This window comes from Allomuricauda sp. M10, from assembly GCF_020782875.1.
In the GTDB taxonomy this organism is placed as follows: Bacteria; Bacteroidota; Bacteroidia; order Flavobacteriales; family Flavobacteriaceae; genus Flagellimonas.
Genome location: NZ_JAJGBN010000006.1, coordinates 126,958 through 148,133, shown reverse-complemented (window position 1 = coordinate 148,133; position 21,176 = coordinate 126,958). Strand labels below are relative to the sequence as shown.

At 42.2% G+C, this 21,176-nt stretch carries 15 protein-coding genes and 1 tRNA gene; 3 read left to right on the top strand and 13 right to left on the bottom strand.

What is annotated here, in order from left to right; translation table 11 throughout:
- Positions 1 to 49: 49 nt before the first annotated feature.
- The gene (locus tag LKX84_RS15130) at positions 50 to 2,785 is read left to right on the top strand and encodes a hypothetical protein (RefSeq protein ID WP_228238039.1); all 2,736 of its coding nucleotides are present in this window, start codon (positions 50 to 52) and stop codon (positions 2,783 to 2,785) included.
- Here LKX84_RS15130 and LKX84_RS15125 read toward each other — a convergent pair.
- Complete coding sequence (locus tag LKX84_RS15125; RefSeq protein WP_228238038.1) at positions 2,772 to 4,034, bottom strand: serine hydrolase; 1,263 nt, start codon at positions 4,032 to 4,034, stop codon at positions 2,772 to 2,774. The genes LKX84_RS15130 and LKX84_RS15125 overlap by 14 nt on opposite strands.
- On the bottom strand, positions 4,031 to 6,943 hold the full coding sequence (locus tag LKX84_RS15120; RefSeq protein WP_228238037.1) for a PEP/pyruvate-binding domain-containing protein: 2,913 nt from the start codon (positions 6,941 to 6,943) through the stop codon (positions 4,031 to 4,033). The genes LKX84_RS15125 and LKX84_RS15120 overlap by 4 nt, the downstream gene beginning before the upstream one ends.
- 305 nt (positions 6,944 to 7,248) lie before the next feature.
- Here LKX84_RS15120 and LKX84_RS15115 point away from each other — a divergent pair, with 305 nt between their 5' ends.
- Entirely contained in the window at positions 7,249 to 8,871 is a 1,623-nt protein-coding gene (locus LKX84_RS15115) for an RluA family pseudouridine synthase (RefSeq protein WP_228238036.1), read from the top strand.
- 259 nt (positions 8,872 to 9,130) lie between these two features.
- On the opposite strand, the gene LKX84_RS15110 is transcribed toward LKX84_RS15115, so the two are convergent.
- Genes LKX84_RS15110 through LKX84_RS15100 form a run of 3 tightly spaced genes read right to left on the bottom strand, consistent with a single transcriptional unit; the run spans position 9,131 to position 11,455 of the window.
- Complete coding sequence (locus tag LKX84_RS15110; protein ID WP_228238035.1) at positions 9,131 to 9,316, bottom strand: hypothetical protein; 186 nt, start codon at positions 9,314 to 9,316, stop codon at positions 9,131 to 9,133.
- Positions 9,317 to 9,327: 11 nt separating this feature from the next.
- A complete protein-coding gene (locus tag LKX84_RS15105; protein WP_228238034.1) occupies positions 9,328 to 10,722 on the bottom strand; it encodes a radical SAM protein in 1,395 nt (464 codons plus the stop codon).
- Positions 10,712 to 11,455: a prolipoprotein diacylglyceryl transferase gene (locus tag LKX84_RS15100; protein ID WP_228238032.1), complete on the bottom strand. Its 744-nt coding sequence runs from the start codon at positions 11,453 to 11,455 to the stop codon at positions 10,712 to 10,714. Before LKX84_RS15100 ends, LKX84_RS15105 begins: the two co-directional genes overlap by 11 nt.
- A 185-nt stretch (positions 11,456 to 11,640) precedes the next feature.
- On the opposite strand from LKX84_RS15100, the gene LKX84_RS15095 reads away from it, so the two are divergent.
- Positions 11,641 to 12,735: an acyltransferase family protein gene (locus tag LKX84_RS15095; RefSeq protein WP_228238030.1), complete on the top strand. Its 1,095-nt coding sequence runs from the start codon at positions 11,641 to 11,643 to the stop codon at positions 12,733 to 12,735.
- Positions 12,736 to 12,925: 190 nt separating this feature from the next.
- On the opposite strand, the gene LKX84_RS15090 is transcribed toward LKX84_RS15095, so the two are convergent.
- The 8 genes from LKX84_RS15090 to LKX84_RS15055 all read right to left on the bottom strand — a co-directional run bounded on the left by LKX84_RS15090 (position 12,926) and on the right by LKX84_RS15055 (position 21,164).
- Entirely contained in the window at positions 12,926 to 15,232 is a 2,307-nt protein-coding gene (locus LKX84_RS15090) for a hypothetical protein (protein WP_228238025.1), read from the bottom strand.
- Between the two features lie 421 nt (positions 15,233 to 15,653).
- A tRNA-Arg gene (locus LKX84_RS15085) sits at positions 15,654 to 15,725 on the bottom strand.
- An 81-nt stretch (positions 15,726 to 15,806) separates the two neighbouring features.
- The gene (locus LKX84_RS15080; protein ID WP_228238024.1) at positions 15,807 to 16,217 is read right to left on the bottom strand and encodes a response regulator; all 411 of its coding nucleotides are present in this window, start codon (positions 16,215 to 16,217) and stop codon (positions 15,807 to 15,809) included.
- 102 nt (positions 16,218 to 16,319) lie between these two features.
- The gene (locus tag LKX84_RS15075; RefSeq protein WP_228238022.1) at positions 16,320 to 16,733 is read right to left on the bottom strand and encodes a DUF6691 family protein; all 414 of its coding nucleotides are present in this window, start codon (positions 16,731 to 16,733) and stop codon (positions 16,320 to 16,322) included.
- Entirely contained in the window at positions 16,730 to 17,287 is a 558-nt protein-coding gene (locus LKX84_RS15070; RefSeq protein WP_228238021.1) for a YeeE/YedE family protein, read from the bottom strand. The genes LKX84_RS15075 and LKX84_RS15070 overlap by 4 nt, the downstream gene beginning before the upstream one ends.
- Before the next feature lie 59 nt (positions 17,288 to 17,346).
- Positions 17,347 to 17,550, bottom strand: a complete 204-nt coding sequence (locus tag LKX84_RS15065; protein WP_119620086.1) for a DUF2892 domain-containing protein — start codon at positions 17,548 to 17,550, stop codon at positions 17,347 to 17,349.
- 9 nt (positions 17,551 to 17,559) lie between these two features.
- Positions 17,560 to 17,865: a hypothetical protein gene (locus LKX84_RS15060; protein ID WP_228238020.1), complete on the bottom strand. Its 306-nt coding sequence runs from the start codon at positions 17,863 to 17,865 to the stop codon at positions 17,560 to 17,562.
- Positions 17,866 to 17,969: 104 nt separating this feature from the next.
- A complete protein-coding gene (locus LKX84_RS15055; RefSeq protein WP_228238019.1) occupies positions 17,970 to 21,164 on the bottom strand; it encodes an efflux RND transporter permease subunit in 3,195 nt (1,064 codons plus the stop codon).
- Positions 21,165 to 21,176 lie beyond the last annotated feature (12 nt).

Below are 21,176 nucleotides of genomic sequence, written 5' to 3'. Positions count from 1 at the left end.
AAATCAATTTTTTGATATACGAAAGGGAGAATACAAAATCTCCCTTTTTATGTTCTGCTATATTTTTCTGATCATTTCGGTATTGTTGATCATTAAACCGACCATCAATGCTCTGTTCCTTTCCGAGCTCGGTGCCGAAAAATTGTCCTTGGCCTATATTTTAGTGGCCCTTACCGCAGTGGCAAGTTCCATGTTCTATACCAAGATACTTGCCAAGTTCGAATTGAACCGCATCATAAAAACTACCCTTTCCACCTCAATCATCATTTTGATCGCCCTTGGCTTTCTTTTGATTTTTGGGTTGATGAACACCTACCTGCTGTTTTTCTTCTACATATGGGTATCGATCTATGCGGTGTTGTCCGCTTCGCAGTTTTGGGTTTTGGCCAACCTGGTCTACAATGTCAGGGATGCCAAAAGACTATTTGGATTTATTGGTTCCGGGGCCATTTTGGGGGGTATTTTCGGTGGATACCTGACTTCCATATTTGCTCCCCTTTTTGGCAACGATGCCATGATCTTTATCGCCGCTGTTTTGTTGATGGGTTGTTTTCCCTTGCTCCGATATATTTGGAGATTGCGTGTAAACAAACTGGATGAGTTCAAACAGAAAAAAAGGATCTCTCTTACCGATGGACATCCTTATAAACTCATCAAAAAGTCGAGACACCTTACCTATATGGCATTAACTGTGGCCGTTGGGGTGTTGGTGGCCAAACTTGTGGATTACCTTTTCAGCGATTTTGCGGCCAAATCCATTGAAGATCCTGAGGAACTTACTTCGTTTTTTGCATTCTGGTTCTCTACCTTCAACCTGCTTTCCTTGGCCGTGCAGTTGTTTTTAACGCATCGGATCGTAGGCATTTGGGGTGTTGGGTTCTCACTATTGTTATTACCATTAGGCATTCTATTTGGAGCCGTTTTTTTCCTCTTTCTTCCAGAGCTTTCGGCCATTGTGGCCATAAAGGCCATGGATGGGATCATGAAACAGTCCATCAATAAAAGCGCCTCTGAATTGTTGGCCTTGCCCCTTCCATTCGAACTGAAGAACCGGACCAAATCGTTCATCGATGTGGTGGTGGACAGTATTGCAACTGGTTTTGCTGGTCTTTTGCTGGTTTTCTTCGTAAATGGACTGGAATTGGGCACGTTGAGCGTGACCCTTTTGATCATCGGTTTGGTGTTGGTATGGATTTTTTTCATCGGGGTATTACGGAAGGAATACTACGCCACCTTCAAAAACAATTTGGAATCGGCTACCGCTAAGGACAAGAACGCATCCGTGTCAAAAGCCAAAAATGTCTCCGCGGTAGAGGGCATGAAAAGTGTCTTCTCATCTGGTAGCGAAGAACAAATTTTGTTCATGCTCACCAAGTTGATGGAAATTAACGACAGACGATTCACCAGTGATGTATTGCGGTTGCTGGACCATCCATCTCTAAAAGTAAAGGCCGCTGCCATGCGCAACCTGTATTTTTTGAACAGCTCTTCCATGGTGGTTCAGATCAACGAATTGTTGACATATGGGGACGAAGACCTCACTTTGGCCACTTTTGAATATCTCTTGTTGCATTCCGATCATAAGGAAGAATATGTCTTTGACCAGTTTCTGGATTCTGAAAATGCCTTGGTCCGGGACACGGCCCTATTCTGTTTGGCAAGGGAAAGTGCCGGCAATATGACCTTGAGGACGAACCATAATCTTGAAGAAAGGCTGGAAAAACGTTTATCCTATACCGAAAACCCCATCAATCCACTTGTATTAAAAGCCGTTGGCGCCTCTGGCTACCCGCAGTTGTATCACGTGATCATGGAAGGTTTGGACAATCAGGACGAAGTTTTGAAAAAAGCGGCCATCACCGCGGCAGGTATCAGCATGCATCCGATGTTCATAGACAAATTGCTGCACTTGTTGCCTCATAAATCCTATCGTCCAATCGTGATCGAAGCATTGAACAACTATGGCCCGGGCATTTTGCCCATTTTGGTTTCACAAGTCAGCGAAAGGTCCATTGAACTGGAAATATGCCGCTTTGTGCCCTTGGTCATTAAATCTTTTAAATCGAAAGAGGCCGTGCATTGTCTTTTCCAGCTTTTTGATGATGTGGATCTCAGCATCCGGTTGGAAGTGGTCCGTGCCCTCAGCGATATCAGAAAAGAACGCCCCACCCTGCGTTTCAACCGTTTTAAAGTGGCTTCCAAGGTTTTTGATGAATGTAGCTTGTACCACCAGACCCTATCAGCCATGCATACGCAAATCATCATTTCATACCGCAACAGGAAAAAGTCGGGGGCAGGAATCGATATAGAGGAAAGGGATGCCAGGGCTACGCTTTTGGAACTTTTGGAACGACGATTGGATGCCGGTCTTGAGCGAATTTTTAAGCTCTTGGGATTAAAATATGTACAAGAAGATGTACAGAATGCCTATTTGGGACTTTTGAGCCCCAAGCAAGAGGCGCGAAACAAATCCATTGAATTTTTGGATAACCTATTGACCGGAAACTTAAAGCAAAAATTACTGCCCATCATTGAAGAAGCCACCATGGATTTTTCATCGGAGGAAGCAATCCAGAAAATCAAACACAATATTCCATCTGAAATGGAATGCTTTGAGCAATTGCTTCAGATGCCGGACGTGAACTTAAAACTGGCAGTGCTCTATCTCATCGGTAAGCAAAAGGAAAGCAAATACGAACCTTTATTGAAAAGATTCACTTCGGACGAAAACCAAAAAATAAGGGATTTTGCCCAAAACGCTTTGACAGAGATCAACCCTTCCTAACAATCTTATCAATGGCCGAGGCCAAGTACATATGATCTGAGGCTGAATTCTTCCGCAGTACGTTGGTCATCAAAACCACCATATACCTACAATTGTCCGGATGTTCTACAATGATGACAGAGTTCATGAAATTTTGTACGTTGCCCATGTACTTTCCACATTCTTCGCCCTTGGTTCTATCGCACTTGTACAAGCTTCCCGATTTAAAATAAACAGCTGCATCCTTCAATGCAGGGGATTGTGCATAACGGATTCTTCTATCCGTCATATACATCAACCGTTTCATTTCCAGACTACTGGCCTCATCAATAACATTGCCTTGTTCCAATTGGATCAAAAATTTCATCAATCCATAGGGCGTACCGATGCTTCCACCTTTATCGCCCACATAGGTATTGGCCCCACCGGTAAAGAAACTGCCCAACCGCCATTCATCAGAAGTAATGCCCAAATTGCGAAGGGGTAGATTGACCACATCGTTGGCCAGATCGGTGAGGTCTTTTTTAGGCGTTTCCTTAAAATAGGCCATGGCCTCCTCCTCGGTAAGATCAGGGTATTTTTCGCCAAAAGCAGCCATTAAAAGGGCTTCCCGCCACACAATACTAGCTGCACCATTGTTGCTCACAGAAAGCATATGATCGGCCCATTCGTACAAACTGAACACATCACTAGCGATGACCTGGCGTTTTACCAAAGTGTTCTTCTCTACATTAAAAATGGGAATGGTATGCTCGTCTGTTAGTCCCCATACCCCAGCTTTCACCACCTTATTTTTCAGCAATTGAGTTCGTAGCTCAAAGGAATCGGGGTAAATTTTGGCCAATTGATCAAAAAGGGCCGTCAACACCGCCAACTTGCCCACACTTCCCGGTTGGTAGCCCAAGGTTTTGTTGCGTTCCGCATACCGAATGCTATCCGGTTCGGAAATATCGAGAATCGTCAGGGAATAACTTTTATCCAATCCTCGGAATAAACCGTTGATATCCTTTTGAAACGTTTCATCCACCACAAAAAAACTGCCCACACTGTCCGCTTTTCTGGAAAGGAGGTTCAATTGAATGTCTTCCCATGATTTTTTGGCGCCCTCGGGCAAAGGTGAAGTATCTTTCAACTCCCCATTTTTAACCATTTCGAGCCTTTTAAGCCTTTTGATCCCCGTTCGCTCATAACCATCGATGGGATATTCCACAAACTCGGTGAAACCCAATCCTATTAACCCCAATATGCCGAGTGCAATAATCTTTTTCATCTAGATTTTTTGGATAGTGAAATTCGTTTGGTCAGGTCGATCTTTGGCGTGATGGATTCCAAATACGTAGACCCCAACGCTTTTTTATTCTCCACAAAAGGCCTGATCTGGAACAGCCAAAGTTTGTTGTCCTTAAAGCCCAATTCTACGTCATAGGCCCCTTGATAATCCGAATGCGTTTCTTTTGGAACACGGTCCCGAATCTGATGGGCCAATTCTCTAATCTCATTGATGTTTCGCTCGTTCAGCACACGCTCTTGAAAGGTGGCTTTCTTCTTTTCGGTGCCTCCCGTTTTGGGCAATCCGTTGTAAAAACGTTCCCGCGCCGGGGCCAATAAAGTGTACCCTCCCTCATCTTTGATGAGATATTGTTCCGCAGCCTGTCCATCCACAGCACCGCCAGCTCCCCTACTAAAGGCTACCGTCAGGTCCTTATCGGTGCCCATACTGATGCCCTTGGTGATCAATACGCCCGAATAATCCACATCCACACTTGGAATGACCAAAATGGATGGAAACACGTTTTCGGGGTTCAACAAATATTTTTGGCGCCATTTAAAACTGCGTTCTGTATATGGAGATGCCCAAACATCTTTGATTCCTTCCAGTATCTTTTCCCTTTCCACCGAATTGAAAATGGTAAGGTTGAGTCCGGCACCGGTAAAATCCTTCAAATCCTCCATATTGGTATCGCTGCGCAGAAACACGGGGACGGAATCCAATTCGGAACCCAGAACGTTTTTGAATCCTGTTTCCAATTGATCGATAAAGTCGTCCCGAAGCGGCATTTTTTTGATGGCATCCCTCAAGATTTCCAATTGACGTAATTGATAATTTTGCACTTCCTTTTCCGAAATACCGGAAGCCAACTGGCGATTCGCCTCTTCGAACATTTTGGTCAGGAAATTCCAATAGGATCCCTCTTGATCGGGCATTTTTTGGTCCATGTGTGTTCTGAAAATCCCAAAGGGAATTACCAAACCTTCCACAACTTTTTCAGGGAACATCTTTTTAAGCTGGCCAAGGTTGGCTGCCTTGGGGCCACATATTTTTCCAGAATCATCGGCATCCACATCCCGCATATTCAGCACCTTGTTTTCATCCAAACGAATCTGTTGAATGGGCACTTCGATGCGTTCCTCCTTTCGTTCCTTTTTTTCGAAAAGGGCCAACTCATCCTTCGTCATTTGGCTTTCGGGTTTCAAAATCACATTTCCTTTGTTGGAAACAGCATAAAACACTCTTGAACCGTCATATTTTTTAAGATCTTGAAGGTTTTGGTCCGACAATGCCGCGTTTGGAATTCCGAGGTTACGGGCCAACAATTGCACGTGTGAGACCATATTACCTTCAGCAACCGTGGCAATTCCTGCAACCGGTTTTAGATCGGATGGGGGCCGTTGGAACACATAGATCTTGTCCGAAGACACCTCAATATCATCCGAACTGCCTCCTACTACCACCAATTCCCCAAAGGCATAGCCAGGGTTAAGACCACGAATGGTACTCTGGTTTTGAATGTCCATGACTTTATTGGCCAATTGGGATTCGGCAGAAATGAGATTTCCCAATTCCCCCACACTTTGACCCAAATGCAGGGCCACTGACCCTCTTATCTTGTCATCTACAAACCCGGCGGTAAGCGGTTCAAAAGCAACATATTCCTTTACGATTGCATCATAATTGGCCTTAACCATGGCCGCACTCCATTCCACTGCTGATCGGGCGCGATTCAATACTTCGGTCAATTCGCCCAATGAGCGTTCATTCGCCTCATAGTTGGTAAGGTAGCTTGCCAATTGGTCCCATTCCCATTGCTCCAAGTACCCAGAACCTGTAACGGCCATCCCCAAATAGCAGATTTTATGTAGCAGTTCCTTTAAGTTTTCAGGCTGGTAATCGGGTGAGCTTTTAAAAACGATCTCTTCCAATTTTAAGGATACATCCAGCAATTGCAACCTGGCCATGGGTCGCTTCTCCTCTAAAAGTCCATTTCGGATATCGAACAACAATTGGGATGCCTGTTCCATCAACAGTTTTGGATTTCCCATCAATTCCTTGTTGGAAGCAAAGCTTTCGATAGCCTTTCCCAGTGGAGTGCCTTTTGTGAGCAAGGCTCTTTTGGGAAGTGCGGAAATATCCACTGGCTTGTGGAATTCCCTCATAGTGGCTACCAGTTCATCCAGTTTTTTGGACAGATCCGTTGTTAACTTGGCACTATGTTTTTGCTTGAACTGCAGCACTTTTTGGATATCGCCTTCTTCGGGTTGGCTGTGGATTTTTGTCCTGAGATCCATGAAAGGTTCGTACAGGTCAGAAATCACTTTGGACTCACTCCGCATTTTCTGGGCCACGTTATCGTCCCCATTATGCGGAATATCCTTCAATGATTGGCGCACCAGGAAAAACTCATTCTTCAGGACCTCATCATCTGCCAAAAGCCATTTGTAAAATTCGATGCCCCATGCTTCCTCATCTTCGGATTGGATGGCGCCCCGATAATATTGTCCCTTTTGGTTGATCCAACCATTGTCCACACTTCTTAAATATTTGTCGAGTTGGTACTGCTTCAATCGGGAATGGTCATTGGCAACATCCCAGAAAGGTTCTTGATCAGTATAGGCCAAAATCTGGCCCAAATAAATATGATTGGATTTACCCAAGGCTTCAACCTCATCCTTGTAGCGGGCATGCTGCACCCCTGGTCCAATTTCATCTGGACAAGGATCTTTTGGGGCACGGATACTTCCATCGGTACAGAACCATCGAATGTCCTTGTATGGGCCACGGATGTCCTTTTTAAACTTATTTACAAGCAATACAACATCCTTAGGCTCCACTTTTTGGGCCTGATTTGAAAAGGGGAATAGAATTAAAAGGAATAGTACAATTCTATACAAACGTTTCATAGCAATCACGTTTTGAGTAGGGTTCGGTGTAGTAAATATATTCAATTAACATCAGAAAATGGTATTCAAGTTCCATCTTGCCATTTCTATGCTTTTCCGAAAATAGTTGAATTACCGACCTAGTTTATGTTAGAAATGGTGTCTCTGTAAAAGTCAAGTCTTACTTTTAAACCCAAAAATAGCTTATCCACAGAAGAGGTGTAAATTTGCAAGAATGATCAAGTCCATGCAGGACATGTAATCAGCTAGAAAATTAACGGGTATTGGCAACTGGTTCACCTTTAGAAGAATCCAAAATAGTTTATTTGACAACGAATGAACAGGACCCACTTCCCGATTCATTTGAATATCCCCATTTTTATACACCGATTGCCATTGCCAAAAAAGCGGCGCAAGACCTTCAAAATAGATTGAAACAAAATCTACCGGAATTGGTGGATCAACCAACCGGACGTATGTTGGGCGTGCTTGTGGTTCAACCCAAAGGTGGTGGCCTTGGATATCTCAGTGCCTATTCGGGGGAGCTACAACCTGAACTGGAAATATTGCCCTTTGTACCTCCCGTTCATCAATTACCAAAAGGAGAGGATTTTCCGGAAATGGCCACCATCAATGCCATTAACAAAGAAGTTATTGCGTTGGAAGAAAGTGATGGGTTCATCAATGCAGAGCAGCAATTAAAAAAAATCACCGAAGAGACCAAGGAAAATATTCTGGCCGCCAAGAAAGCGGCAAAAAAGGGCAAATCGGAACGGGACAGACTTAGAAAAGAGTCCATTCAACTTCCTGAAAAAGAACGCCAGAAACTCCTAGAAGAATTGGCAAATCAAGGAGCCAATGAAGGAATGGACCTGAGACGTTTTACCCGTTCAGAGAACTTGAGGCTAGAGAAGGCAATAGCAGCATATGGAGAGTTCCATGCACGCATTGAAGCGCTGAAAACCCAGCGCAAAGCCAAGTCCATAGAGCTACAGGGTGCCATTTTTAAATCCTTCATTTTTTTGAACAGTGTCGGAGAAGGGAAAGATGTTAAGACGGTCTTTACCGATTTTGGGATAGATGTGCCACCAGCCGGAGCTGGGGAATGTGCTGCGCCAAAACTTTTTCAGTATGCCTTTCAACAAGGAATGAAACCCGTGGCACTGGCTGAGTTTTGGTGGGGGCCTTCACCCAATTCGGAGATAAGGGAACATGGTAAGTTTTACCCTGCCTGCAAAGGTAAATGCCGCCCTATTTTGGCGCATATGCTCAAAGGAATTCCCGTAAAACCAAACCCCTTGTTGGAAAATTTTGGAGCAGGAAAGAAACTGGAAGTTCTTTTTGAGGACGAACATTTGGTGGTCGTGAACAAACCTGCCGGCATGTTGTCCGTCCCAGGAAGGCACATAAAGGATTCGGTCAAGGCCCGTATACTGGAAAAATATGCCAATGCCAACGGCCCAATGATCGTACATCGGTTGGATCAAGATACCTCGGGGATCATGATCGTTGCCCTTTCCAAAAAAGCGCACAAGTTGCTCCAACAGCAATTCTTGGAGCGGACCATTCACAAAACCTATTATGCGATACTGGAAAAACCCATTGAGGAAACATCGGGACAAATTGAGCTCCCCCTTGTGTTGGATATTCACAACAGGCCCATGCAAATGGTACATTATGAGCATGGCAGACCGGCATTGACACTTTATGAAGTGATACAAAAAACAGCCACTCGAACTTTGATCAAATTGAATCCTGTAACGGGACGTTCGCATCAATTGCGGGTGCACTGTGCTCATAAATCGGGACTACATGCGCCAATAGTTGGGGATAATTTATATGGCACCCCGTCAGAGCGACTTTGTTTGCATGCGCAACAGGTGGAATTTATGCATCCCATGACCAAAAAGCCAATGAAAATCGGAACAGAAATTCCTTTTTCTATATGATACTAAGGGTGATGCTCACCAATTACGAAAACATTATTTTATTGCTTTGGATCAGTTGTAGAAAAGCAGCCTCGGCAAGAATCGAACAATATATCCGAACCCCTATATTTACTAGGGTTTCCACTTTTTGATTTCAAAATGTTGACGATTTGCGAACTCTTATGATTGATTTGTCTTCCGTCATTTCAAGATCAGGCAAACCGAATAATTGATTGATTTTAAAACAAAAGGTTGCGGAATAGTTTGGTATACTCCCAATTTAAGACAACATCGCACCACAAACTCCAAAACCAACCACCAACATGACCGCTGCAACAATAAAAAGGATTTTTGCGGTTTTTGGTTTCGACTTCAGTTTTACAATGCCAATGATGAACAATATGATCGGGGTCAACCAATACGCGATCAACAACAAGAACAACAATAGTATCATTATTTCATCCATGGGTTGAAAGTTTAAACTGCACTTTCCTTAAGTTTTTCCAAGTATTCCACTTTGTCATCCCTATAAAATAGGTTCATGGTTTCAAAGGGAATTATTTTATTGTCCTTGTTAACGATATGGACACACGATTTTTTAATCGCCCTTACATCAAAGTTATGTGCATCAATAAATTGCATGATGATTATCCTGAACAAATTGTCATACCCAAGATTGGGTGCCTCCACAAAGGGAAGGCAACAAAGTAAACTGTGCAATTTGGACGATGCTTTGTCCGTGGAGGTCCCAGTGCTGAATATTTCGAACATTTTTTGATGTAAGGCCTCATCTTGCTCATACACAATGGTATTTTTGCCATTGTCCAGCAAATCGGCCGGGTTCACATATCTTGTTAGTGGAATGTTGTTGCCATCCAGTTTTAATACATAACCCATTACAAGCGCATCAGGATTGCAGGGTACGGGTATTAAATCATCAGCGGTGAAAATCGGTGTTTGCTCCAGTATCTTCCGTCTCACTTCCGTTAGGGTAATCCTATCTTTTTCCGCATCGAAGTTATCCAGTCTGCCCGCAATTTGTGTAGGTTGAAACGTAACGCCCCTAACACATTTTTGTTGAAGGGCATAGTCGATCACCTTTCCCATCTCATGATCGTTCAACCCTTTTTGAAGAGTAACTACCAAGGTGGTTGAAAGATTGAGTTGGTTTAAATGGTCAATGGCCTTCTCCCTAATTTTCTTCAGATTTGCTCCTCGCAACGTTACCAAGGCATCTTCTTCGAAGGAATCAAATTGCAAATAAATTTCAAAGTCGGGCGAGTATTTTTTTAACCGCTTCGCAAATTCAAAATCCTTTGCAATTGCCAACCCATTGGTGTTTACCATAATATGCTTGATGGGCAGGGTTTTGGCATAATCCAGGATTTCATAAAATTGAGGGTGTATGGTGGGTTCACCCCCGCTGATCTGCACCACATCCGGCTCCTTTTCATTTGCCACAATGGTATCCAACATGGTTTTCACTTCTTCAAAAGTTCGATGTCTTCCATAGGTTGGGGAAGAACCGGCATAGCACGTGGGGCATGTGAGGTTACATCGGTCCGTTATTTCAATAATGGTTAGGCAAGAATGTTGCTCGTGATCCGGACAAAGCCCACAGTCATACGGACATCCATAATGGGTCTTTGTATTGAACTTATAGGGCGTTTCGGAAGGCTTGTTGTAGTTTCTAATGTTTTTATAATACTCAATATCATCGGCCAGTAAAACTTTTGAGTTGCCGTGTTCCGGACATCTTTTCAGCATGTAGACCTTTCCGTCTTCAAATACAATCTTGGCATCAATCCGCTTTAGGCAGTCAGGGCACAGGCTGATGGTATAATCGTAATAGGTATATTTTCTAGTAGGCATTTCTCACCAATTTATTTAACGTGGGCAGGTAATACATCCAGCACACTACACAAAGCCATTGAATACTGCTCAATCCCAAAACATAAAAAACATTGGGTTTCAGGAACTCTATAAAGAAACGAAATCCAAAGTATGCCAGCATAAAAACCTTGAACAGTAATCCATTTTCCTTTTCAAGGTAATTCGAAAATCGCTTCAAAAGGACGAACAGTAGTATTAAAAATACCATTTCATAAAGGGAGGTTGGATGTCGTAACACCCCATCTCCTAAGTTCATCCCTGTAAAAAAACGGGTTTCCTTACCATAGGTAAATTCGTTGGTGCCACTTAAAAAACAACCTAAACGGCCAATAAGTATTCCTACGATAATCGGAAAAGTGAATAGGTCGCCCGAGGATTGTTTTTCACCTATTATTTTTTTTGATAATTCAACTCCGATCAATCCGCCAAACAAACCTCCCATTATTGACTTTGTGTTGAGCAACTGCAACAGATTATCGGTGTTCATTGGGATCAATGGATTTTCCAAAAATCCCATAAGTCTTGAACCCATAAAGGCTCCAACAATGGCCCCAAGTATGATCGAAAGCCTATTTCCGTTGGATATGTTGTCTTTGGACGACCTTCGTAAACTTACATAATACCTGAACCCAATAAAGAAAGCCAGATATTCCAGTATGAGATGGACATTGATCTTAATTCCGAAAAGGGAAGGCTCGAAGGGTATGGTCAAAGTATTGATTGTTTATTCGATCTTAAATTTTTATTCAAACGTTTACATAACATAATTGTACCTTTCCTGTACATCAAAGAATTTGAAAGTACCTTTCATTAAAAGTATGATGAATAGTCCGATTGTCCAATAATTACGTATTTCTAGCAACCCATGCCCCTTGAAATGGATAAAACAAATTCCCCTTGAAAAACCATATAACAACTTCTCCACATGATCGATCAGGAACGGAAAGGCTATACTTTATTGATGCCCTTCGCGCCTGGGCCATTTTAATGATGCTTCAGGGACATTTTGTGTCCGCATTATTGGCAGACAGATATCGTGAAGAAGACAGTTACATCTATTTCATTTGGGCATATCTTAGAGGGGTGACTGCTCCTGTCTTCTTTACCGTATCGGGATTTATTTTCACTTATTTGCTCTTCAAGAAATATGATATGGGATGGTCAAATCCACGTGTAAAGAAGGGAATAAAGAGAGGTGTTCTCCTCATTTTCATCGGTTATTTGTTGCAGGTCCGGTTAGATAAATTGTTTAACGGTTCCGCTAACCCTGATTTCGATATCGTCCATGTACTCCAATGTCTGGGACTCTCCATGTTATTGATTATTGCTCTTTATTTGATGACATTTAGGTTCAATAAGTATGTGTTCCTGATTTTGTTAGGTTCCATTACCATTTTACTTTTCCTGTCAAACGCCACATTTGAACTATGGGATTTTGGTGTATTGCCCGATTGGCTCTCCAATTATATTACACGTGATAACGGTTCCGTTTTTACCATTGTACCCTGGTTTGGTTTTGCAACGACCGGGGCATGTATTTCCGGGTTCTTCCATATTCATCTCAGCAAAAAGAGGTTCTACTTGAAGGCAATTTTAATAACCTTGTCCATTGGGGCACTACTGATCTTTCACTCCTATGGTTTTGTAAAGTATCTTGGTAATCTGATCGATATCCAGTTTTTTCATACCGCACTTGACGACAGCTACCTTTTTGCTCGTTTGGGCGTGGTTCTTTCTGTTTTTGCCATTTTCATTTGCTTGAGAAACATTCTGAACCAGAAGATTTTTCTTGATATTGGTCGGAATACATTGTCCATTTATATTCTCCATACCATTATCCTTTACGGCAGTATCACGGGATATGGCTTGAGCAAATATTACCATCACTCCCTCTCCCTTTTACATGTTGTCCTTGGGGCCGTGTTTTTTCTTATCGCTATTTGTTCCATTGTTCTCATGGCCAATAAGAAATTCATACGCCTTTTTAGCTAAAGCCAATCATTTGGACCATTGTTTTTTTGAATTTTAAGTTGACATCATTGGTTAAATATTGCTTTGATTTCTCGAAAAGTTTTTCTTTGAAACTGTAAACGAACTGTTCGGATACTGTGTTACTTTTTTTGCCATTTCCAATCATATTGATGCAATATTCACCCAAATTTGGGCAACCGGAAAGCCAAGCCTAATGAGCTGAATATTTATAGTCAAAAGGACTACAAATTAGTTCAGTATGGTACAAATGTCCATCGGCGGACATACCTTCAACAATGACCTTCACCTCTTTCTGATCATTTAAAGGCACAATGATTGAGTAGGGTACCTCTGAGTTGACCCCAAGTAGACTTTCCCACCAAATTGCACCGTACTTTTTATATAAAAAGGAACTGTAATCAGGATAATTTGGAGTAAAATAGTCTTGTGTTCGACTGAATCCATTTGGTATTTTCAAACTTAAAAATTTCCCTCCTCTGCCGTACAATCGATCATAGTTGTTTCGCAAATACATCGAAATGAAAGGTGTTGGCCTACTTTTGTTGTAAACAACTGATTTTATGGACGAAAGAGGCCTAGAAATTAGATCTCCAGGACTGCTCGACATGCCATCAATAAATACCGGCACTTGTTGCAATCCAGGAGGGTTGGAAATATAAATATTGATACCGCCTTCCCCTTTAACATAATTTGGAAGTATCCTAAAGCCCAACATGCGGATATAACTTTCAAAAGTGTATCGTTTTAAAGCTGCTTCATCAATAATCCGTATTTCGGTGTTTGCCGTTATTTGATATTTTTTGATCTCCTTCGCCTTTTCCGAAACCACAACTTCGTCCAGAGATATGGTCCTATCCGTTAGAGCCATATTTTCATCCGTATCCAATTGTACAGGTTGCTTTCCAACCTTATTTACAATGCTTAACCAATTGTTGTAATCATAGGAGTCCTGGTCATTGTTAAAATAGAGTTCCGCTTTTGGCATTCTAAGTTTTCCCTTATTGCTCAGAACACTGATCAAAATAGAATCACCCTCAAAAACTGGAAGGTTGCCTTGGAAACTCTTATCGGAGGAAAGATCAAAAAGATTGACGGTGCCAAATGATTGGGACATTAATGAAACCTGCATTTCAATGCTTGTATCCGCATCTAAAATCTTCCCCTTGATAGCAATGTTATTTTCCAATTCAAAGAGCGGATTTTGGATATTATCCCCCCTAATATTCCAATTCAACTTATCTGTGCCCTCCATTAGCAACCTTGTATCCAACTGAAAATCCTTTGAACGTTTTGTCCCTTCAAAAAAATAGTTGCCATCAACAAACTGCTGCTTGAGGTAAGGCTGTACCAAAAATGAGGAACCAATAGAATTGTTTGGCAAATATGCACTTGATTCAGCGGGAAGCACCGACATGCTTAAATTAGCCATCGTCATTCCTTCAGGCAGTATCAGATCCAACTGCAGGGAATCTTGATTTTTGGTCAGGCAATAGCTCACCTCTACTGAATGGACCATTGTACTAGTTGAACGTTTATTGAAGAACATACGCTGTGAGAGCGGTTTCATTTTTTCATCCAAAATCACAGCTGTATTTATTCCAATTGGGATTTGATTTCGATTTACAGAGATGGCATTTTTGTCTCTATCGAGCTCATACTGATGAATGAATGGAACATTGTTAAGGTTAAAAATAGCCATTGTAATTTTTGAGCCATTTATTGAATCCAATGCATGATCCGACCATTTAGGACTAAGAACAACAACATCTTCGGCCATGTTGTCTACGCTTATACCAAATCCTTCTTGAAGTTTACTTTCAAGCTTCTTTGTGATCCACTGACCATTAACATCTTTGATTTTTAGAAAATAGGATGCGTTGGCATCTGCAATGAAACCGAATCTACCTTGCCCCAACTCATTGGTTTGAATATTTGACTGGATTTCTGTGCCTTCTTCCGTCACCAATTGTATTCCATCAGTTTTTACAGGATTTCGAGCCTCATCATAGATCATCAACCCCACATTATTATAAGCATCCGCGATAATATGTTGCCCTTCAGGATGAATTAAAATGGTAATGCCCTCTTTTTTGATTTCAGGAGTTGGCTTTTCGTTCCCAATCAATGTAATGTTTTGAACAAAAGGAGTGGAAGCCTCAAAATTTTTCATGTAGTTGGTCCATGCCATTAGCGTATAGGAATCCTTCACAAAAGTGGAATCAATTTTAAAATCTCCGCTGCTGATACCATTGTCCACCAAAAACATTTTTTTTGCAATCATTTTTCCATCTTCTGAAAAAATACCAACATGCAAGTTCGTGGTAGTTGAAGAAGGCAATTCCTGAAGTCCATCTTGTACATAAGCCTGAAACCATAAATGTTCTCCATTAAAAAATGCTGTTTTGTTTAGCTGTAGATGTATATTTTCAAGCAAGGGAATATCTACGTTGCTTTTAGTAACAGGCTCCTGCCCATAAGAAAAAAAGGATAGCTTCAAAAAAAGGGAGAAAACAATTATAATGTTAATTCGGAATACCATTAATATTGAATATTTATACTATTCGTTTAAGAAGATCATGAAAAATGACATGATATTATCTTCCTTTCAGCAAGATCTATACCGTGATTTTTTGTATTTCTATAAATGTAGGATTTTTCCGTTTACCAAGAATTCTGATTCCTTCTAAAAGAAAAATGGTCATTCAAATTTTTGCAACAAGTGAAATGTCACAAACTGCACTGTAAATGGCCATACGAAGAATGCAGGCGAAATATCCCAACGGTTTTGAAGCTTTGCTTTTACAATGTTTTAGAAGCTATTTATTATGAGCCAAAAAGAAAGGAAAATGCGAATGATAATTGATTTTTAGAATCTCCTCTAGGAATTCCATCAGATGAATCATTCGGAAGTCAAAAAGTAGCCTCGGCAAGAATCGAACTTGCATCTAAAGTTTAGGAAACTTCTATTCTATCCATTGAACTACGAGGCCATTCCTAAAATGGATTGCAAAAATATGCTTTTTTGAAAAACTTTATCCTATTTCAGTATATTTTACCTCAAGGAAAAAGCTTTAACTCACCGTTCGCTTCTTTTCTTCCTCCACCAATATCTTTTGCAGGTAGGATCGTGACAAAGGTTTATCCACATAACCCGCAATCAATTGATGGCCTTTTGCAATGATTCGGTCGCTGGTGTTGGTAAATGCCGAAAGTACATATACACTGGGTAGTGGATGATCGTGGAACATGTTCTGGAAATTTTCGAGGAAGTCCCATCCGTTCATACCATCCATCACCAAATCCAGAAAGATAATATCGGGCAACCTGTTATGCTCCTCGGCAAAGTCCAAGCAGGACTTTAAACCCTCTTCGCCACTGGAACAGGTAATGATATCAAAATCTCCCGGGGATTGTTGGATACAATAACGTGTGGCAAACTGCGACACCAGATCATCATCTATAATGCACGTGGTTAATTTCATTATGGGACATTTAAGTAAGATTGGGACCGACAAAGCTATACGGATGCCCCCAACAAACCTTCCAAAATCGTTGTTCTGACCAAATATCCCGTTGAGAAAACCTTAATGGGGCAATTTATCCCTCAAAATTCCATAAATAAAGGCTCCCATTACTGCACCAAAAAGAACGATGAGAATGGGCCAATATCCTGCTCCGGCCAAAATGTACATGGGTCCAGGACATGCGCCGCCCAAGGCCCAGCCCAAACCGAAAAGAGTTCCCCCGATGATGTATCGGGTGAAAGACCTTTCCTTGTCCTGAATATTGATCGGTTCCCCAAAAAAGGACTTTACCTTGGATCTTTTGATCCATTGGACCAAAACAATGCCAACCGCCAATGCAGAACCAATAATGCCGTACATGTGGAACGAATCGAACTGGAACATTTCATAAATGCGGAACCAAGAAGCGGCTTCCGATTTGTAAAGGATCACCCCTAAAAAGGTACCTACGATGATGTACAATACACTTTTCATGATCCAAAGATTAAGGGGAAAATAATATGGACCATAATCAGTCCACCAATAAAAAAGCCGATCACTGCAATCAACGAAGGGCGCTGAAGATTGCTCAAGCCCGAAATGGCATGGCCCGAAGTACAACCTCCGGCGTATCTGGTTCCGAAACCGACCAGAAATCCGGCCACCAAAAGTAGTATCCAAACGGTTGGATGTGCCAAAGCTTCCAAACTGAACAATTCCGTCGGCAAATAGGCGGTCCCTGAGCTTTCAAAACCAAGTTCGTTCAACTTGGCTACGGTCTTTTCGGAAATTTGAACAGCAGGATTGGGCGATAACACACGGGCGCCTAAAAATCCCCCAATGACCGAACCCAATACGACCAAAAGGTTCCATCTACGGGATTTTAGGTCCACCTTGAAATAATCCGTGAACTTACCGGCGCCACCTATTGAACAGAACGTCTCTAGGTTGGAGGACATGCCAAAGCGTTTGCCCATCAGGATCAAAACAGCCATGACCAAGGCAATGAGGGGCCCGGCAATGTACCAGGGCCAAGGTTGATAAAGCATTTTCTCGGATTTTAGACAAAAATGGAGAAAATGCTTTGAATTTCAAACTTAGTTACCGCTTAACAACAATTTTTATCGGAATCGGAAACCCCGAATTTTTTTAGGATGTCTTCCAACAGACACCATTTGGTCAAGGATGATTGCAACAAATTGGCACCAACAAAAGCCGTAAACCATAACCAATTGATATTCACATAAATGGCCAAGGCCAAACTTATCAAGATAAAGGTGCCAGCGACTCCTCTTACGATTCTATTTCTCATATATTTCTTTTAAACTGTTCTTTGAACGGGAAGCTCTACCGCCCTGATCGGGTTTGTGGTTTCACTGTCCGAATTGAATTCTTTTAATAGTTTGAAGACCTCTGTGACTTTCTCCTCTTCGCAGAAAGAGAAAAACAGATTGGATGCCGCACCACCCTTTTCACTTGGAAACCAGCTACTGGTGTACAACAAGGGCGATGCGCTTTTATATCCATCAATGTCCGAACCACTAAAGCTTTCGATACCGGCTTTCTTAAAAATCTTGAGGACCTCTTTTTTGTACTCCTCCACCGTGGTAACAATGATCATTTTCATGTGTTAATTTTTATTGTTTTTCTATGATCACATGGAATCTTTGATGACTAAAAGAATCATTGCACTGTATGTCAAAAGATTCTTTTAGTCATTTCGATTTCATGCTAATTGTAGTTTTTACGTTCAATCATATAATATACCAATGGCACCACCAAAAGGGTCAATATGGTCGATACTATGGTTCCTCCCATAAGTGAAATGGCCAATCCCTGGAAAATGGGGTCGAACAAGATCACAAAAGCTCCAATCACAACAGTTCCTGCTGTTAACAAAATAGGTGTGGTACGGACCGCTCCGGCCTCGATTACCGCTTGTTTCAACGGAATACCCTCATTCAACCTTAGGTTGATAAAGTCGATCAGCAATACCGAGTTCCGGACCATGATTCCCGCCAAAGCAATCATACCGATAAAAGAGGTGGCGGTAAAGAACGCTCCCAAGAACCAGTGACCCAGTACAATCCCGATCATGGATAAAGGAATCGCAACCATCATCACCATAGGTGCCTTAAAGTTTTGGAACCAACCCACAATCAACATGTAGATGATCACAATGACACCCAAGAAAGCAATGCCCAAATCACGGAACACCTCCAAAGTTATTTGCCATTCCCCATCCCATTTCACGGTATAGTCATCCTCAAACTGGGGCTGTTCCATATAGAGTTCGTTCATGTTGTATCCTTTGGGCAATTCCAATTGGTTCAACTTGTCGGTCATACCCAAAATGGCATACACAGGGCTTTCCAATTCACCCGCCATATCAGACATGACATACACTACTCGTTTTTGGTTTTTTCGATAGATACTCTTTGCCTTGATGCCCTCATTGATGGTCACCAAGTCCCCAACAGAAATCATATTGCCTCGTTGGGAGGCCACTTTCAGTTGTTTGATTTCATCCAAAGTGGATTTATCCTTTTCGCTGATGGAAAGCACAATCCCGATCTGATCAAAGGAATTTTCATCGTAAACGTGAGATATCGGCATTTCCCTAAAAGCCATTCCCATAACCTGAACGATTTGTTGTGGCGTAACTCCATAAAACATGGCCTTTTCCTTGTCCACTTCAAAATTGTATTCCACTTGGTCATCTTCCACCATCCAATCTACATCCACCACATCTGTAGTGTTGTTCAAAATGCCTTTTACCTTATCAGCAACAGCAATCTGCTCGTTGTAATCAGGGCCATATACTTCGGCAACAATGGTAGACAACACGGGAGGGCCCGGTGGCACCTCAACAATTTTTACATTGGCATTGTACTTTTTGCCCAATTCTTGCATTTTTGGTCTGAGCAATTTGGCAATATCATGGCTCTGCTCGCTACGATCGTGCTTATCAACAAGGTTGACTTGAATATCAGCCATATTACTACCACCTCTTAAGTCGTAATGCCTTACCAAACCATTGAAGGTAATAGGTGCCGATGTACCCACATAGGTTTGATAGTTGACTACTTCAGGTCGGGTTGACAGATAAGCACCTATTTCCTTGGCCACTGCCGAAGTACGTTCCAAAGTAGTGCCTTCGGGAAGGTCTATGACCACCTGGAATTCGTTCTTGTTATCAAAAGGCAACATTTTAACCGCTACCGATTTGGTGAAGAACATGGCCACGGAACCGAACAGCAATACCACTGTTATACCGATGAACAACCATCTCTTTTTACGGCTTTCGATCAAGGGTTTTTCAAATCGCTCATACGCTTTGTAGATGAACGTATCCTGAATCTCAACGGGTTCTTTTTCGTTCTCTTTTTTCTTATCCTTTTCCCTTAGGAAGATATAACCCAAATACGGGGTTATGGTCAACGCTACGAACAAGGACAACAACATGGCAATGGACGCACCAATAGGCATTGGGGACATGTAAGGTCCCATCAACCCAGATACAAAGGCCATTGGCAATACGGATGCAATTACCGTAAAGGTTGCCAAAATGGTCGGGTTACCTACCTCATTGATGGCGTATAATGCCGCATCCTTGAAGGGTAATCGTTTCATTTTAAAGTGGCGGTGCATGTTCTCCGCAATGATGATGGAGTCATCCACCACAATACCCGTAACGAACACCAAAGCGAACAGGGTGATACGGTTCAGGGTATAGTCCAGCATATAGTAGCTCAGCAAGGTCAAGGCGAAAGTGATCGGAACCGAAAGGAACACCACAAGTCCACCTCTCCAGCCCATGGCCAACATTACTACAAAGGTTACCGCAATAATGGCACCGATCAAGTGCATCAAAAGTTCCGAAACCTTTTGCGAAGCAGTCTCTCCATAGTTACGGGTCACTTCCACATGTACATCATCCGGAATCAAATTCTTTTTCAAATGTTCCACTTTCTCTAACACCACATCGGAAATCTTCATGGCATCGGCCCCTTTACGCTTAGCTATGGAAAGGGTTACCGCTGGGTACTCTGATTTATACTCGGATGATTTCTCACTGGCTGCACCAAATCCAAGGGAAACATAGTTTTTGGGCAATTCCGGTCCATCCAAAACGGTGGCAACTTGTTTCAAATAAATAGGTTGACCTTGCTTGGTACCTACGATCAAGTTTTCCAAATCTTCTTTGGTCTCCAAGAATTTTCCTGTGGCAATATGGAACTCGGTATCGTTGTTCAAAAAGTTACCGGAATCCATCTGCTGGTTATTGGCCTTGATCATTTGTGCGACCGCTAAAAGGTCAATCCCTGATTCAGCCATTTTATCCTTGTCCACTACAATGCGAAGTTGACGGCTACGCCCCCCTACCTTTTTAGTGATGGAAACCCCATTTACTTTTTCAATTTCGTTGATGAGTTCCCCAGAGATTTCACGCAATTGGAAATCGTTGTATTCATCGCTCCAAAGCGTCAATGCCAACATGGGTACATCATCAATGGCTCGAGTCTTTACCAAAGGCATGGTGACCCCTTCGGGCATCTGGTCCATGTGCTTGTTGATTTCATCGTACAAACGTACCAAGGAACGTTCAATATCCTCCCCCACATAAAACTGCACAATGGCCATTCCCTGCTCCTGCATAGAGGTGGTGTACACATACTCTACCCCTTTTATGTTGGATATGATCTTTTCCAGCGGTTTGGTGATCCTGGATTCCACCTCGGTTGGGCTGGCTCCGGGATATCCCACAAATATGTCCGCCATGGGTACATCAATCTGTGGCTCTTCTTCCCTTGGGATCAGGAAGGAACTGTACACCCCGATAATCATGAATACGATCATCAAGAGTACCGTTAGCTTAGAGCTGATGAACCCTCTCGCTATTTTGCCTGCAAGTCCGTCTTTCATTATTCCCTTTTT

What these genes read in the sequence shown, in the direction of transcription:
- LKX84_RS15130 (WP_228238039.1), top strand. Translation starts at nt 50, where the DNA reads ATGTTCTGCTATATTTTTCTGATCATTTCGGTATTGTTGATCATTAAA.
- LKX84_RS15125 (WP_228238038.1), bottom strand. Translation starts at nt 4,034, where the DNA reads ATGAAAAAGATTATTGCACTCGGCATATTGGGGTTAATAGGATTGGGT.
- LKX84_RS15120 (WP_228238037.1), bottom strand. Translation starts at nt 6,943, where the DNA reads ATGAAACGTTTGTATAGAATTGTACTATTCCTTTTAATTCTATTCCCC.
- LKX84_RS15110 (WP_228238035.1), bottom strand. Translation starts at nt 9,316, where the DNA reads ATGGATGAAATAATGATACTATTGTTGTTCTTGTTGTTGATCGCGTAT.
- LKX84_RS15105 (WP_228238034.1), bottom strand. Translation starts at nt 10,722, where the DNA reads ATGCCTACTAGAAAATATACCTATTACGATTATACCATCAGCCTGTGC.
- LKX84_RS15080 (WP_228238024.1), bottom strand. Translation starts at nt 16,217, where the DNA reads ATGAAATTAACCACGTGCATTATAGATGATGATCTGGTGTCGCAGTTT.
- LKX84_RS15075 (WP_228238022.1), bottom strand. Translation starts at nt 16,733, where the DNA reads ATGAAAAGTGTATTGTACATCATCGTAGGTACCTTTTTAGGGGTGATC.
- LKX84_RS15070 (WP_228238021.1), bottom strand. Translation starts at nt 17,287, where the DNA reads ATGCTTTATCAACCTTGGCCCTGGTACATTGCCGGGCCCCTCATTGCC.
- LKX84_RS15065 (WP_119620086.1), bottom strand. Translation starts at nt 17,550, where the DNA reads ATGAGAAATAGAATCGTAAGAGGAGTCGCTGGCACCTTTATCTTGATA.
- LKX84_RS15060 (WP_228238020.1), bottom strand. Translation starts at nt 17,865, where the DNA reads ATGAAAATGATCATTGTTACCACGGTGGAGGAGTACAAAAAAGAGGTC.
- LKX84_RS15055 (WP_228238019.1), bottom strand. Translation starts at nt 21,164, where the DNA reads ATGAAAGACGGACTTGCAGGCAAAATAGCGAGAGGGTTCATCAGCTCT.